The organism is Gemmobacter megaterium (genome assembly GCF_900156815.1).
GTDB lineage: Bacteria > Pseudomonadota > Alphaproteobacteria > Rhodobacterales > Rhodobacteraceae > Wagnerdoeblera > Wagnerdoeblera megaterium.
Window position 1 is genome coordinate 186954 of sequence record NZ_FTOT01000006.1, and the last position, 14719, is coordinate 201672.

Sequence of the window (14719 nt, forward strand, 5' to 3'; positions counted from 1 at the left end):
AGTGGCGGCGGTGCGGCAAGGCAACTGCCACAGCCTATCGGGTGCCGCGCCGTCCGGGCAACACCTTTGCCGCCGTTTCCACCATCAGCCGCAGATCGACGCAGATGTTGCGTCGTTTCTGGTAGATCAGGTCAAGGTGTGCCTTGCGCGGAACGCACCGCCGCGCATAGACGGCATCGGTTTCCTCGGGCGTCCGGCATTGCGCCAGCAGCCATTCCTCGTGGCGGTGGTAATGCAGGCTTGCCAGTCCGGTGATACCGGGACGAGAGCGCAGAACCTGCGCATAGGTCTCGGGAAACCGCTCGACATATTCGCGCAGTGGCGGACGTGGTCCGACAAAGCTCATGTCGCCCTTCAACACGTTCCATAGTTGGGGGATCTCGTCCATCCGTGTCCGGCGCAGCAGGCGGCCGGTGCGCGTGACGCGGTCGGATTTGTCGCCCCCCGAGACACCGCTGTTCTCCTTTGGTGCGGCTGTTCGCATGGTGCGCAATTTCCATAGGGCAAAGGGCTGGTCCGGAGTTTTCATCCGTTCGGCCACATAGAACAGCGGCCGTCCTTCGCGCAGCAGCAGCCAAAGCAGCAGCAGACCAAAGGGCACAGCCAGGAGAATGGCAAGGAAAAGCGCAACCGATATGTCGAGCAGACGTTTTGCCGGTGTCATGCGCGCGCAGCCTCCAGCCATTCCTGCGCAAGGCCAGCAGCCGATTCCTGCGGTGGATTTGCAGGGATCAGGCTGGCAAGGCGCGTACAATCCATGGAAACGTGCTGGACGGCATCGCGCCCGGCGTCCTGCCAGTCGAACGGCAGCATCGCCGCGTGAAGGATGTCCGCCATCGCAACCGGCTGTTGACCGGCGACATTCAGCACGGCGGGCAGGGCGCCCCCACGCAGAACGCGGTGGGCCAATCCTTCGACGACCCGTGCCAGATGGCCAGGGCCGACATAGGATCGCACCGGTCCGTGGCCATCGGCGAAACGGTCCAACACCACGCGGCGGCCCGTCGCAACGACAGACCCCAGCATATCCGCCCCCGCAACATTCCCCAGCCGCAGCGCGCACAGCGCGGTCGATGTTCCGTGCAGGTGGTCCGCCATCGCCTTTTCCATCGCCAGCTTTGCCAGCCCATAGGGGCGCGGAGTCTCGGCGGGCGTATCCTCTGACGCGCCTCCGCGTGGTGTCAGCCCATAGACGGCCATCGTGGACGCCAGCAGGATGCAGTCCACGTCGGCCGCGATTGCCGCCTTGGCGACCTCCAGCCCGATCTTGCGATTTTCTTCCAGTGCGGTCGTATCGCCTGCGGTGACACCGGACAGCAGGCACAGGATGTGCGTCGGCGGCATGGGCATTCCCGCCTCCCACCGGACCCAGCCGGGGGCAAGCCCTGCGCTGCGGCCTTGCCAGGCGGTCGCCATTCCCGTTCCGCGCCAATGCGCGCGCAGCAGGCGCCCGACCTTGCCGGTTGCGCCCATCACCAGAATGTCGGCTTTTGTCATGCCCAGTCCCTTGTTCGCCCGTCCCTATCCTTGGCGCGAGGGTTTGCCATATGTCCAGCGCCAGTTGCGCGGTCATGCCGGAACCGTCCTGCCCCCGGTTCGAGGGGTGGCTATGCGGTGCCTTGGCATGGTAGCACATTGTCATGTGCCGTCTCGCCCTGGTCCTCTTGTCCATGCTTGCTGCCGTTCCCGCGGTGGCGGACCCGCGCATCACCTGCCGCGGTCCAGAAGGTGGGCATCTGGGTGCCGGTCCGGCCTGTAGCAGCCTGACGGGACTGCTGGCGGGGCGCAATGTTGTCGTCACCTTGCAACTGACCAGAGACGAACCGCAGGCCCTGGCCGGTCGCCTGATCTGGCAGACCACGGGCGGCATGGTCAGCGGGCCGATCGTCGAAGTCACCTCTGCCGATCGCCCGCTGGACCGCCGCGCGGGCGAACGGCTTGCCCGTGGTTTGGTGCAGGTCAGCGATCTGCCCTGACCGTTAGTCCGCCGTGATCAAGGCACCCTCGGCACCGCCCGAGATTCCGGCGGCATTCGCCTCATCCGTGTCGATGTGCATCTCGGTGAAGGCGGTCGGCTGCACGCGCACGATCACACCCGAAAAGGTCATGCCCCGCCCGGTTCCAGTCACGCGCACCTCGACCTCTTCGCGGTCTGCAACGCCCCAGCGTTCGGCATCGTCGGGATGCATGTGAATGTGGCGCGCGGCAATGATCAGGCCGTCCGTCTCTATGCTGCCTGCGGGGCCTTTCAGCCGGATCTTCGGCGTTGCGTCCAGATCGCCCGACAGCCGAACCGGCGCCTCGACACCCAGCGCAAACGTATCCGTGCGGGAAACCTCGATCTGGGTGCGGCTGCGGGTCGGCCCCAGAATCCGCACCTGGTGCAATGCGCCTTTGGGGCCCTCTATCGTCACCTTCTGATGCGCCGCGAAATTGCCTGGCTGCCGCAAGGGGAACTCTGGTGTCAGCGTCGCGCCGGGTCCGAACAGGGCCTCGACATGTTCCTGGCACAGATGAACATGGCGGGCGGACACCGCCACGGGCAGCACCAGCCGGGCAGGGCGCATGACGGCCAGCGCAGTGGCGGTCTCGCGGGCGATCTGCAACTGTTCCTGCGTTTCCGTCACGATCACGCGCACGCGGCTGCCCCAGCTTTGCAACTCGGGTGCTGCACGGTCGGCGAGGTCCACACGCTGGTTGCGGTCGATGTCCAGCGTCACGCCCATGAATTCCAGCCCGTCACAGATGCGCCGCCGCATCGAGGCGGAGTTTTCGCCAATGCCGCCGGTGAACACCAGCGCGTCGATCCCGCCCATGGCCGCCGCATAGGCGCCGATATACTTGCGGGCGCGATAGGCGTAAATCTCGATGGCCAGTTGCGCCGCCGTATCGCCCTGCGCCGCGCGATCTTCGGCATCGCGCATATCGGGACTTCCGGTCAGCGCCTTGAGACCGGAGTCGGTGTAAAGCGCGGATTCGATCTCTTCGATGGTCAGTCCCAGCCGCCGTGACAGAAAGCCGAAGGCGCCGGGGTCCACGTCGCCGGACCGCGTGCCCATCACCAGCCCCTCCAGCGGCGTGAGGCCCATGGAACTGTCCATGCTGCGGCCCCGGTTGATCGCGCAGACCGATGCGCCGTTGCCAAGATGGCAGGATACGATCTGTAGCCGGTCCAGCGGTTGGCCAATGACCTCGGCCGCGCGCAATCCCACATATTTATGCGAGGTGCCATGAAAGCCGAACCGTCTCAGGCCCGCATCACGCCAGGCTTGGGGCACGGCATATGTGGTGGAAAACTCGGGCGCCGACAGGTGGAACGATGTGTCGAACACGCCAACCTGCGGCAGGTCGGGCCAGACCTGTCGCGCCAACGCCACGCCTGCCAGATTGGCCGGATTGTGCAGCGGCGCAAGCGGGGTCAACTGTTCGACACGCGCGAGTGTCGATGTGTCCAGCACGGCAGGTTTGTCGAACAGCGCCCCGCCATGCGCTATGCGATGACCGATGGCGTTGATCCCGTCGATGCCCTGCGCCGCCAGAATCCCCGGTACGGCAGCGATCGCCGCCGCCAGATCGCCATGTGGCGCGCGCAGCCTGTGATGCGCCCCGTCCACTGTCAGCTTCAGGTCGCACGAACCATCGTGAAAACGGTCAAACCCGCCCTTGACCCGCAGGGTCTCGGTTCCGGCAATGTCGTATAGGCCGAACTTCAGGCTCGAACTGCCTGCGTTGAACACCAGAATGCGCATGGTACCTCTCCACTTTCAGACAACATGCCCTGTGGCGGTCACAGGGGAAAGACGGCTGGCCGTCGCATGTGGCGCTTTGTGCTGCAATCGGCATGTGGCACAGTGACGGTCAAGGCGTCGGGGGGCAACATGTCGGTTGGTGGTGCGGTGCTGGGCGGGGTTCTTGGTCTGGCGGGAGGGGCCGCAGCGGTATTCACGCTGGGGCTTGTGGCCGCCGAAGTCTTTTCGATCAGCCAGGCCGAGGGTGCCTATGCCATGGGGCTGGCGTTTTTCTGGACGCCGCTGGGTGCATTGGCCGGTGTGGTCGCGGGCGCCGTCATCGGCGCCCGGCGGCTTTAGGCGGTCTCTTGCAGTCCGCCCATCCGGCAAACGATGGCCCATTCCTCGGGTGTCACCGGCTGCACCGAAAGTCGCATCGAGGTGACAAGCGACATGTCCGCCAATTCAGGGGTCGCCTTGACGGTCTTGAGGCTGACAGGCTGCGGCATTGGCCGGACCGCGCGGATGTCCACGCAATCCCACCGTTCATCGGCGCCCCGCGTGCTGTCGGGGTGCGACAGGGCGCAGACCTCGGCAATGCCCACGATCTCCAGCCCGATATTGGAATGGTAGTAGAAGACCCGGTCGCCCAGTTCCATCGCGCGCATGTTGTTGCGCGCCTGATAGTTGCGCACGCCGTTCCATTCCTCGCCCGTTTCGCCGGTGGCGACCAGATCATCCCAACTGAAGACGTCGGGCTCTGATTTCATCAGCCAGTAGCGCATCAGCCGATGACCTTGCGCCATTCGCGGATCGTGACGTCATGAAACAGCCCCGCCTTGGCATAAGGGTCGGCGGTGGCAAATGCCTCGGCCTCGGTCCGGTCGGCGGCCTCGATCACCACCAGGGATCCGACGGGTGTGTCGGCCTCGATGAACGGCCCGGCAAAAACCACCTTGCCCGAGGCATTCAGAAAGTCCAGATGGGCAGCGCGGTTGTCGAGCCGGATTTGCAGGGCACCGGGTTTGTCGAGACAGGTCAGGGCGAACAGCATTCATTCCTCCTTGGGGGATGGGTCATCGAAACTGCGTCATGGCACTGGGGATATTGCGCCTGGGTCACGCCTTGGCGCCCTTCTTTCCGGCGCCCAGCATCGGCGCCGCGCGCTGGTCCAGCGGCCAGCGGGGGCGGGCGGACAGGTCCAGCCCGTCGCGATGGCCCACACGGAACCGTTCGAGACCGGCCCAGGCGATCATTGCGGCGTTGTCGGTGCACAGCCGCAACGGCGGTGCCAGAAACGGCACGCCTGCCTGTCGGGCGATCTCGGTCAGCCGGGCGCGGATCGTGGCATTCGCGGCGACGCCCCCGGCGACGGCAAAGGCCGTCATGCCGGGACTCGCGTCCAGCGCCCGACGGGATTTCTCGGCCAGAACGTCGCTGACGGCGGCCTGGAAACCGGCACACAGATCGCGCCGGTCCTGCAACGTCAGACCTGCCTTTTCCGCGATCACGCCGTCGCGGGCCCGCAGCAGCGCCGTTTTCAGGCCGGAAAAGGACATGTCGCATCCGGCGCGGTCCAGAAGCGGGCGCGGAAAGGTGAAGCGCCGCACATCCCCCTGCGCGGCCTCTTGTTCGACAGCCGGGCCGCCGGGCTGTGAAAGGGCCAGCAATTTGGCGGTCTTGTCAAAGGCTTCGCCGGGCGCGTCGTCGATGGTCCCGCCAAGGCGCGTATAGCTTTCCGGCCCTTCGACCCGCAGGAACTGGCAATGCCCCCCAGAGACCAGCAGCATGAGGTAGGGGTAGTCAACGCCGTCGGTCAGCCGGGGGGTCAGCGCGTGCCCGGCAAGATGGTTCACCCCGACCAGCGGCAAGCCGGTGGCGGCGGCCAATCCCTTGGCGCACATCACGGCGGCCAGCACGCCGCCAATCAGCCCCGGCCCCGCCGTCACAGCGATACCGTCGAGTTCCGCAAGCGCCAGTCCGGCCGTGTGCAGCGCCTGTTCCACGCACAGATCGATTCGTTCCGCATGGGCGCGGGCGGCGATTTCCGGCACGACCCCCCCAAAGGCCGCGTGCAGCGATTCCTGCCCGATCACGATGTTCGACAGGATCTCCGGGGGCTGACCGGGCGCGTGGCGCACGACGGCGGCGGCTGTATCGTCGCAGCTGCTCTCCAACCCCAGAAATGTCAGTGTCTGCGCCATTCGCCCCTCCGCCCCGTTGCCGGGGGTTGTCGTTGCAGGTAACACCGGACCCATGGTCGCACAATCCCGCCCGATCCTGCTGCTGACGCGGCCCGAGCCGGCCGCATCGCGGTTTGCCGGGCTGGTCCGGGCGAAGCTTGGCGACCGGCTGGCCATCGTCATCTCGCCGTTGATGGCGCCGGTTTTTCTGCCTGCGGCGCTGCCCGAGGACGATTGGCAAGGAACGATCTTCACATCGGAGACCGGAGTCGAGGGTTTGCGGCGCCTGACGGCCCGGCGGGGCCCGGCGCTTTGTGTTGGTCCACGGACCGCCGAGGCGGCCACCGCAGCCGGGTGGCAGGGTGAGGTTCTGGGCGGCGATGCCGCGCGGCTGGTGGCCGCGCTGTCTGTCGCGCCGCGTCAGGGGGCTTGGCTTCACGCACGGGCGCGCGATGCGGCGGCGGATCTGGTTTCGCCTTTGCGCGCCGCAGGAATGCAGATCGCAGAGGCCATCGTCTATGCACAGGAGCCGTGTTCCCTGAGCGAACAGGCCCGGTCGGTTCTGGATGGTCGGATCCCGGTCATCGTGCCGCTTTTTTCACCGCGCAGCGCCCGGCTGTTCGTGGCAGAAGCGCAGAAAGCCTTGGCGCCTGTGAATGTTGTTGCAATCAGCAAGGTGGCAGCAGATGCGGCGGAACCTTTGCGCCCCGCGCGCGTAGAGATTGCGCCGACCCCGGATGCACCGGGGATGTTGGCCGGCCTGCTGCGACTGTTGGCTGCGGGTGCCACCGCTTGAACCCCGGCGGCGGATCGTTACGTTAGACAGGTGGGGTATCTGTGAACCGGAAGGAGATTGGCATGGCTGGCCGCAGGAAAAAGTCCGAAGAAACGCCAGAGCTTGCCGCAGGTGACGATGCACCTGCCCTGCCGACGGAGTCTGTTTCGACCGAAACGGGGGCAGACCATCCGGCAACCGCCCTGCCGGAACCGGATGTTGCGCCGCCCGCCGATCCGCCCGACCTGCACGCCGGGGGGCCCCAGCAGGATGTGCCCGACAGCGAGCCGACGCCCGAAACCGAACAGCCCCCAGCCCCCCGCCCCCCGGAGGACGTGCCTCCGGCACGCAGCGGAAACCCCCTGCTTCTGGTGCTTGGCGGCGTTGTGGCCGCCTTCTTTGGCTTTGCGCTGGCGCAGGTCGTGCCCAACGGCTGGCCGCTCGAGGCAACGGGGCGCCAACTGTCGGAATTTGACGCCAGATTGACGGCACAGGATCGCAAGCTGTCGGAACTTGCCCCGGATAGCGAACTTGCCGAACGACTTGCGACGCTGGAGGCCCGGCTGGCAGGGCTCGCCGATCCGCAGGATGGCATCGAGGCGCTGCGTATCGAGCTGGAAAACCTGAAACAATCCATTGGTGTCCCCGGTCCCGAACTGGACGCGCTGAAAGCCGAAGTGGCCGATTTGCGCAACGAGCTTGCCGCCGTGCCGCGCGAAGCCAGCCAGGAGCTGGAGGCGTTGCGGGCCGCAGCCCAAGCCGAACGTGAGGCAGCAGAGGCACGCACCGCAGCCTTGCGCGCCGATGCCGAGGCGACGGCGCGTTCTGCGGTTGCGCGCGGGGCCGTGCTGCGGATCCAGGCGGCGTTGGATGCCGGGGGGGCCTTTGATGCGGCGCTCGGCGATCTTGCCCTGGCAGGTGTCGATGTGCCTGCCGCCCTGGCCACGCACGCCCAAGGCGTTCCGACAATGGCGCGGTTGCAGGCCGACTTTCCCGATGCGGCCCGTGCTGCGCTTGCCGCCGCACATGTCCCCGATGCTGATGCGCCGTTGACGCAGCGGCTTGGGTCGTTTCTCAAGGCCCAGACGGGAATGCGATCTGTGACCCCGCGCGATGGCGATGAGCCCGATGCCATCCTGTCGCGCGCCGAAGCTGCGCTTTCCAAGGCGGATCTGGCGGCGACCCTTGCCGAGCTGGACACCCTGCCGTCCGAGGCCGCAGTGTCTATGGCGGACTGGCGGATGCAGGCCGATGCGCGGGCGCAGGCCGGTGCCGCGCTGGCAACTCTCGCTGCTGAACTCAACGCGAACTAGGAGGCGTCTGATGCTCTGGTCCCTTGCAAAGGCCCTGCTGTTCTTCGCGCTGGTCGCGGTGCTGACCTGGGGGGCGGCCCTGCTGTCTGAAACCGGCGGTGGCATCCGTATCTCCATGCTGGGATGGGAGGTCACGCTGGGCCCGTTGCAGGCGGCCATCGCTGCCATCCTGCTGGTAGTGGCGATCTGGCTGTTGATGCGGATTGCAGGTCTGACGATTGCCATCCTGCGTTTTCTCACCGGGGACGAGACGGCGCTGTCGCGTCATTTCGACCGGAACCGCGAACGCCGGGGCTATGCGGCGCTGTCCGAGGCGCTCATGGCGTTGGCGTCTGGCGAGCATCGGGTCGCGGCTGCCCGTGCCGCCAAGGCGGAAAAGCTTCTGGCCAAGCCAGAGCTGACCACGCTGATCAAGGCCGAGGCCGCACAGGCCTCTGGGGATCGTGTCACGGCCGAGGCGGCATACCGCGAACTCTTGGCAGATGATCGTAGCCGGTTTGTGGGCGTCCGCGGCCTGATGAAGCTGAAGTTGGAGCAGGGCGATACCGAAACGGCCATGAAGCTGGCCGAAAAGGCGCTGGCGCTAAAGCCAAAGCACGGCGAAACGCAGGATATCCTGCTTCAGTTGCAGACCGGCGGCAAGGATTGGCATGGGGCGCGGCTGACGCTTGGCTCCAAGCTGAAATCGGGTGGGCTGCCCAAGGATGTCTGGCGCCGTCGTGATGCCGTGCTGGCACTGCAAGAGGCGCGGGTTCTGCTGGATGACGCCTCCAGCGTGGAGGCGCGCGAAGCCGCGATTGCGGCCAACAAGGCCAGCCCGGACCTGATTCCCGCTGCGGCAATGGCCGCACGAAGCTATATCGCGCAAGGCAATGGCAAAGCCGCCGCCCGTGTGCTGCGCAAGGCGTGGGAGGCGCAGCCGCATCCCGATCTGGCAGCGGCCTTTGCCGAGATCGTTCCCGAGGAGACCGCGTCCGACCGCGTCCGTCGCTTTCATGCGCTGACCGACATCAAGCCGGATCACGAGGAAACCCGGTTGCTGATGGCAGAGTTGAACATTGCGGCCGAGGATTTTCCGGCCGCGCGCCGCGCCTTGGGCAGCATCGCGGTTGATCATCCGACGACGCGGGCGCTGGCTATCATGGCGGCCATCGAACGCGGGTCGGGGGCTGATGATGCCGTGGTCCGTGGTTGGCTGGCCCGGGCCCTGACTGCGCCGCGCGGGCCGCAATGGGTGTGCCAGACTTGCCATGCGATCCACACCGCCTGGGCGCCTATATGCGAAAATTGCGCGGGGTTCGATACTCTTGCCTGGGCCGAGCCGCCGGAAACCTCTGGCCCCAGCCCGACTCAGACAGAGATGCTGCCACTGATCGTCGGCCGCCCCGAAGCCGCAGGGCCAGAGATGGTCGAGGTGCCGGATGCCGAAGTGCTGGAGCCGGAGGTTACTGGCGCAGACCTTTCGGAACCCGCCCCACCCGTCACCCCTGACGAGCTTGCGCGCAAGGGTGCGTTCTAGGCCATGCCGTTGCGGCTGACGGCTGACGGCTGATGGCCTGCCCGAACGGCAGGCTTTCATCTTGGGCAGTCGGGAATGCTCGGGCCGTGACATCAGCCCGGATGTGTGCGCAGGCAAGGCGGAATTGGCGACCCCGGGAGGACTCGAACCCCCGGCCAGCCGCTTAGAAGGCGGCTGCTCTATCCAGCTGAGCTACGGGGCCGTCTGGCCTTGATACCTGTTCGCAATACGCTTCGCAACTGACCAGAGCCGGGAAAAGTCAGGCAGGCGCGTGTGCCCTTTTGCGGGGTTGGTCCAGCCCGTGCCGGACAATTGTGCGCCATGACAGCACCGCCTGGATCTCCTGCGACAGCAGGTGGTTGTCCGTTTGACCGCTGATCCGGTCGGGCGCAAATGGCCGCAACATGGCCCCGTTCTGCCCGCTTGTTGCCGCATTTGCGGGCTATCACGGCAAAGTCTGAAAACGAGTGAGTCCCATGCACAAGCACAGAACCCCATCGGAGACCATCGAGCGCCTAGAGGCCGAAATGCGTGCGGTGCGGCTGGAGCTGGAAGGGGCGGAACTGGCGTTTCTGATGCTTGGTCGGGCGTTCGCTTCTGTCACGCCTGAAATTGCCGGGGCGCTGACACAGGCCGTGGGTGCGCTTGATCATCCGTCCTGCGACACGCCGGCGGTCAGGGCGCTCATGGATGGCTTGCAGAACACCCGTCAACGGTCAAAGATTGCCCGGACATCGCAACGGCTGCGCCTTGTGATCGACAATGTGCAGGATCGGTCTGCCTGACCCGGACAATGCCGGATCGCCTTGACGCCCGGCTTGCACGATCCAGCAGAGGGTTTCGCAGGCGTGCCGCGAAACTCCCACAGACTTTTGCCGATCCGGGCCAGTGCGCAGGCAGTGGCCGGTGCGCGGCCCGAGCGGCCGCGCCATGGCCCCGGTGCGGGCTTAGTCGCGCAGAAGCTCGTTGATCGAGGTTTTCGACCGGGTTTGCGCATCGACGCGCTTCACGATCACGGCGCAATACAGGTTCACACCGTTCTTGGACGGCAGCGACCCCGAGACGACAACCGAACCCGCCGGAACCTCGCCATACATGACCTCGCCGGTTTCACGGTCGACGATCTTGGTGGATTTGCCGATGAAGACACCCATGCCAAGGACCGAGCCTTCGCGCACGATGCAACCTTCGACCACTTCGGACCGCGCCCCGATAAAGCAGTTGTCCTCGATGATGGTCGGGCCGGCCTGCATCGGCTCCAGAACGCCGCCAATACCGACACCGCCGGAAAGATGGACGTTCTTGCCGATCTGGGCGCAAGACCCGACCGTGGCCCAGGTATCCACCATGGTGCCCGAATCCACATAGGCGCCGAGATTCACGAACGACGGCATCAGTACGACACCCGGCGCGATATAGGCCGACCGGCGGACGACACAGTTCGGCACGGCGCGAAAGCCGGCCGCGCGCCATTGGTTTTCACCCCAACCGGCGAATTTGCTGTCCACCTTGTCCCACCAGCCGCTGCCCTGCGGGCCGCCCTGCTGCATCTCCATGTCCTTCAGGCGAAAGCCCAGAAGAACCGCCTTTTTCGCCCATTGGTTCACATGCCAGTCGGCGCCGCGCTTTTCCGCCACCCGCAATGTCCCGGCATCGAGGGCGGAGAGCGTATCTTCGATTGCCTCGCGCGTTTCCCCCTGGGTCGCGGGGGTGATTGCGTCGCGTGCGTCCCAGGCGGCCTCGATGGCGGCTTCGAGGGCTGCGTTGGTGACGGCGTTGGACATGGGGGGCCTCGTGTCGCTGAAGGGTCAGTGTCGCTTAAGGGTCGGGTCAGGCTATAGGACGTGGGCGGTCGCGGTGCAATCGCCGCGTGGGCCTGCTGACCATGGAAACCGACGCCCGGATGTGCCACCTGTAAAGACCCATGCAAGAGAGTGACTCCATGACCGACGACAGCCGCAGCCACCCCTTCCGCGACAGTGTTCAGGACATCGAGGCCGCCGCCGGTGTGCCCGACACACCCCAGACTCGTGCGCCCGCCTATCGTCTGGCGTTCACCGACCCCGATTTCATGACGCGCGAGGAGTTGCGCCCCGTCCGCTTGCAACTGGAATTGCTCAAGCCGCAGATCGTCATGGACGAACGCGGGATCCAAAGCACCATCGTGCTGTTCGGTGGCGCGCGCATTCCTGCGCCTGACCGGGCAGAGACCGCCCGCACCCCCGCGCTGGCCGAATTGTCCAGCTATTACGAGGAAGCCCGCCGTTTTGCGCGCCTGATGACCGAACGCAGCATGACAAGCTATGGGCGCGAGAATGTCATTGCCACAGGCGGCGGCCCCGGCGTGATGGAGGCGGGAAATCGCGGCGCGCATGAGGCGGGGGGCCAGTCCATCGGTCTGAATATCGTCTTGCCGCATGAACAGGCGCCGAACGAATTCGTGACACCGGATCTGTGCTTCAACTTCCATTATTTCGCCATCCGCAAGATGCATTTCCTGATGCGGGCCAAGGCGGTCTGTGTGTTTCCTGGCGGCTTTGGAACGCTGGACGAGATGTTCGAGTCACTGACCCTGATCCAGACGGGACGGATGAAGCGGGTGCCGTTCCTGCTGTTCGGCAGGCCCTTCTGGGACAAGGTGGTGAATTGGCAGGCATTGGCCGAGGCGGGAACGATCAGCCCCGAGGATCTGGATCTGTTCCGATACGTCGAGACCGCCGAGGAGGCCATTGCAGAGATCGACAACTGGAAGTCGGACTGCTGAGAGGACCGTTCCCGTCTGCGCCGCTGGATTACCGCGCCCAGAAGCGTACTGTCAGCAACACATAGACCGACATCAGTTCCAGCCGCCCCACCAGCATCCCGCCGATCATCAGCCACTTGGCGCTGGTGGGAAAGCCGTCGACGGCCCCGGTCGGGCCAACCATCGGCCCATAGACCGGGCCAATATCTGCGATCGAGGTCCATGCCGCGGTCAGCGCGGTGCGGGGCGGCAGCCCGGCCATGGACAGCGCAACCGCCAGCAAGCCGAAGCTGAGGACAAACATGGTAAAGAACACGATGACGGAGTTGATCACATCGTCATCGACCGTGCGCCCGTCCAGCCGTACAGGCTGCACCGAATAGGGCATCAGGATGCGCCGGATCTGGGTTCCGATGGCCTGGAACATCACCAGATAGCGAAACACCTTGACCGAGCATCCGGTGGATGAGGTGCATCCCCCGATAAAGCCGACGATCAGCAGGATGACAAAGGGCAGATGCCCCCAGACCAGCACGTCACCACTGCTATAGCCCGTGCCGCTGAAGATCGAGATCACGTTGAATACGGTATCGTGCAGAGCGCCGGGCAGGGTGTCTTGACCGGCCAGAACGCGCCAGGCGATGATGGCGCCGATGGCATAGCCCGTCCAGCGCAGATAGGCCCGGACCTGTCCGTCTTGCCACATCGGCCGAGCATGGCCCTGCATCAGCTGGATGAAGCGGATGAAGGGCAAGGTGGCAAGGATCATGAAAATCCCGGCAACATAGTGCAGCGGCTGCGAGAATTCTGTGAACGACGTGTCGCGGTTGGAAAACCCCCCGGTAGACACCGCCGAAAGCGCGTGAATCACGGCCTCGTATCCGTTCATTCCCAGCGCCCAGAAAGCCGCCGCACAGGCCAGCGTCATGAGAACGTAGATCTGCACAAGCGCGGCTGAAATATCCAGCGCGCGCGGCAGGACCTTGCCCAACGTGTCAAAGCCTTCGGCGCGGAAGAACTGCATCCCGCCGACCTTCATCACAGGCAAAAAGATCAGGGCGACCACGACGATGCCAAGCCCCCCAAGCCATTGCAACATGGCACGCCAAAGGTTCGTGCCGGGCGGCAGGCTGTCCAGCCCTGTCAGAACGGTGGTTCCGGTCGTGGTCAGGCCGGACATGGATTCGAACAGCGCATCCGTCAGCCCGACACCTGGAGCGCCCAGCATCAATGGAAGCGAACCGAAGGCGGGCAAGACGATCCAGACGCCTGTGGTCAGCACGAAGGACTGCCGCAGGTTCAATCCGCTGCCGGTGCCGTTGGCACAGGCCAGCGCCAGCAGAACCCCGCAGACAAAGGTGATGGCTGCGGATTCCGCAAAGGACCGCCAGTTGCCATCGCCAGCAGCCAGATCCAGCGCCAGCGGAAACAGCATGAGCACCCCCAGGGTGGCGGTCAGCAGTCCGATGACATATCCAACAGGGCGCAGGTCGAGCATGTCGCAGGCTTGGCGTCAGTGGCGCAGGCTGTCAAGCGGGGCCTTGCCGCAGACAGGGGCGGCAGGCTAGACCAACGGCCTTGGGGCGCCCGGTGCCGGTTCGGGCAAAAGGACCGCGTGCCACCTGCAACTGCCTGAAAGGGGGGTAGATCTGATGCCGCGCTATGCCTTTCTGGTGGAATATGACGGGGGGCCGTTCTGTGGCTGGCAGCGTCAGGCTGACGGGCAGGTCTCGGTGCAGGGTCTGCTGGAGGCTGCGCTCGCACGGTTGGATCCGGCGCTGCCGGTCGTGGCCGCAGCAGGGCGGACAGATGCGGGTGTCCACGCAACCGGGCAGGTTGCCCATGCCGATCTGTCCCGAGACTGGGATCCGTTTCGTTTGCAGGGGGCGCTGAACCATCATCTGCGCCCCGCCCCGGTCGCAGTGCTTGCCGTCGCACTGGTCGATGCAGAGTTCCACGCCCGGTTCTCGGCGCTAGAGCGGCGCTATCGGTTCCGCCTGCTGTGCCGACGGGCGCCCGCGACGCATGACCGGGGGCGGGTCTGGCAGGTGTCGCATCCGCTGAACGCCGGTGCGATGCGGGCAGGGGCGGCACATCTGATCGGGCTGCATGATTTCACGACGTTCCGGGCGGCAATGTGCCAGGCAAAAAGCCCGGTGAAGTCGCTGGACGAGATCCGCATCACCGAGGTTGCGGTTCCCATGGGGACCGAACTGCGCATTGATCTGCGGGCCCGCAGCTTCCTGCACAATCAGGTGCGATCCATCGTCGGCACGCTGGAGAGGGTCGGCGCCGGTGCCTGGGCCCCGGACGATGTCGGGCGTGCACTCCAGGCGAGAGATCGCGCCGCCTGTGGGCCCGTCTGCCCGCCACAAGGTCTGTATCTGACCGGCGTCCGCTATCCGCAGGAACCGTTCCCGGCGGCCCCGGCCCCCTGAGAGGGCACGCTCGCCAGAAC

16 protein-coding genes and 1 tRNA gene are annotated in these 14719 nt (G+C 65.6%); 8 read left to right on the forward strand and 9 right to left on the reverse strand.

The window, feature by feature from the left end:
- Positions 1-34: 34 nt before the first annotated feature.
- Both BW970_RS14680 and BW970_RS14685 read right to left on the reverse strand, forming a co-directional pair.
- Complete coding sequence (locus tag BW970_RS14680; protein WP_076532707.1) at positions 35-664, reverse strand: sugar transferase; 630 nt, start codon at positions 662-664, stop codon at positions 35-37.
- On the reverse strand, positions 661-1497 hold the full coding sequence (locus BW970_RS14685; RefSeq protein ID WP_076532710.1) for an NAD-dependent epimerase/dehydratase family protein: 837 nt from the start codon (positions 1495-1497) through the stop codon (positions 661-663). The genes BW970_RS14680 and BW970_RS14685 overlap by 4 nt, the downstream gene beginning before the upstream one ends.
- Positions 1498-1640: 143 nt before the next feature.
- On the opposite strand from BW970_RS14685, the gene BW970_RS14690 reads away from it, so the two are divergent.
- Positions 1641-1976 (forward strand): hypothetical protein, encoded by a 336-nt coding sequence (locus BW970_RS14690; protein ID WP_076532713.1) that lies wholly within the window; start codon positions 1641-1643, stop codon positions 1974-1976.
- Positions 1977-1979: 3 nt separating this feature from the next.
- Here the strand turns inward: BW970_RS14690 and BW970_RS14695 are convergent, their stop codons facing one another.
- Complete coding sequence (locus BW970_RS14695; RefSeq protein ID WP_076532716.1) at positions 1980-3749, reverse strand: acetate/propionate family kinase; 1770 nt, start codon at positions 3747-3749, stop codon at positions 1980-1982.
- Between the two features lie 66 nt (positions 3750-3815).
- On the opposite strand from BW970_RS14695, the gene BW970_RS14700 reads away from it, so the two are divergent.
- On the forward strand, positions 3816-4088 hold the full coding sequence (locus tag BW970_RS14700; RefSeq protein ID WP_076532718.1) for a hypothetical protein: 273 nt from the start codon (positions 3816-3818) through the stop codon (positions 4086-4088).
- Here the strand turns inward: BW970_RS14700 and BW970_RS14705 are convergent.
- From BW970_RS14705 to tsaD, 3 genes are all read right to left on the reverse strand, one after another.
- On the reverse strand, positions 4085-4513 hold the full coding sequence (locus tag BW970_RS14705) for an EVE domain-containing protein (RefSeq protein ID WP_076532721.1): 429 nt from the start codon (positions 4511-4513) through the stop codon (positions 4085-4087). The genes BW970_RS14700 and BW970_RS14705 overlap by 4 nt on opposite strands.
- On the reverse strand, positions 4513-4782 hold the full coding sequence (locus BW970_RS14710; RefSeq protein ID WP_076532724.1) for a YciI family protein: 270 nt from the start codon (positions 4780-4782) through the stop codon (positions 4513-4515). The genes BW970_RS14705 and BW970_RS14710 overlap by 1 nt, the downstream gene beginning before the upstream one ends.
- A 64-nt stretch (positions 4783-4846) precedes the next feature.
- The gene (tsaD, locus tag BW970_RS14715; RefSeq protein ID WP_076532727.1) at positions 4847-5932 is read right to left on the reverse strand and encodes a tRNA (adenosine(37)-N6)-threonylcarbamoyltransferase complex transferase subunit TsaD; all 1086 of its coding nucleotides are present in this window, start codon (positions 5930-5932) and stop codon (positions 4847-4849) included.
- Between the two features lie 52 nt (positions 5933-5984).
- Between tsaD and BW970_RS14720 the strand changes: the two genes are divergently transcribed.
- From BW970_RS14720 to BW970_RS14730, 3 genes are all read left to right on the forward strand, one after another.
- On the forward strand, positions 5985-6707 hold the full coding sequence (locus tag BW970_RS14720) for a uroporphyrinogen-III synthase (protein ID WP_076532729.1): 723 nt from the start codon (positions 5985-5987) through the stop codon (positions 6705-6707).
- A 62-nt stretch (positions 6708-6769) separates the two neighbouring features.
- Positions 6770-7999, forward strand: coding sequence for a COG4223 family protein (locus BW970_RS14725; protein ID WP_076532731.1), 1230 nt, complete (start codon positions 6770-6772; stop codon positions 7997-7999).
- A gap of 10 nt (positions 8000-8009) precedes the next feature.
- Positions 8010-9518, forward strand: coding sequence for a heme biosynthesis protein HemY (locus BW970_RS14730; RefSeq protein WP_076532733.1), 1509 nt, complete (start codon positions 8010-8012; stop codon positions 9516-9518).
- Positions 9519-9643: 125 nt separating this feature from the next.
- Here BW970_RS14730 and BW970_RS14735 read toward each other — a convergent pair.
- Positions 9644-9720 (reverse strand) — tRNA-Arg (locus tag BW970_RS14735).
- Between the two features lie 274 nt (positions 9721-9994).
- On the opposite strand from BW970_RS14735, the gene BW970_RS14740 reads away from it, so the two are divergent.
- The gene (locus tag BW970_RS14740) at positions 9995-10303 is read left to right on the forward strand and encodes a hypothetical protein (protein ID WP_076532735.1); all 309 of its coding nucleotides are present in this window, start codon (positions 9995-9997) and stop codon (positions 10301-10303) included.
- Positions 10304-10465: 162 nt separating this feature from the next.
- On the opposite strand, the gene dapD is transcribed toward BW970_RS14740, so the two are convergent.
- Complete coding sequence (gene dapD, locus BW970_RS14745) at positions 10466-11302, reverse strand: 2,3,4,5-tetrahydropyridine-2,6-dicarboxylate N-succinyltransferase (protein ID WP_076532737.1); 837 nt, start codon at positions 11300-11302, stop codon at positions 10466-10468.
- Positions 11303-11460: 158 nt separating this feature from the next.
- Between dapD and BW970_RS14750 the strand changes: the two genes are divergently transcribed.
- Entirely contained in the window at positions 11461-12282 is an 822-nt protein-coding gene (locus tag BW970_RS14750) for an LOG family protein (RefSeq protein ID WP_083701290.1), read from the forward strand.
- Positions 12283-12310: 28 nt separating this feature from the next.
- Here the strand turns inward: BW970_RS14750 and BW970_RS14755 are convergent, their stop codons facing one another.
- The gene (locus BW970_RS14755; protein ID WP_076532741.1) at positions 12311-13759 is read right to left on the reverse strand and encodes a TrkH family potassium uptake protein; all 1449 of its coding nucleotides are present in this window, start codon (positions 13757-13759) and stop codon (positions 12311-12313) included.
- Between the two features lie 154 nt (positions 13760-13913).
- Here BW970_RS14755 and truA point away from each other — a divergent pair, with 154 nt between their 5' ends.
- Positions 13914-14699: a tRNA pseudouridine(38-40) synthase TruA gene (gene truA, locus BW970_RS14760; RefSeq protein WP_076532743.1), complete on the forward strand. Its 786-nt coding sequence runs from the start codon at positions 13914-13916 to the stop codon at positions 14697-14699.
- Positions 14700-14719: the final 20 nt, after the last annotated feature.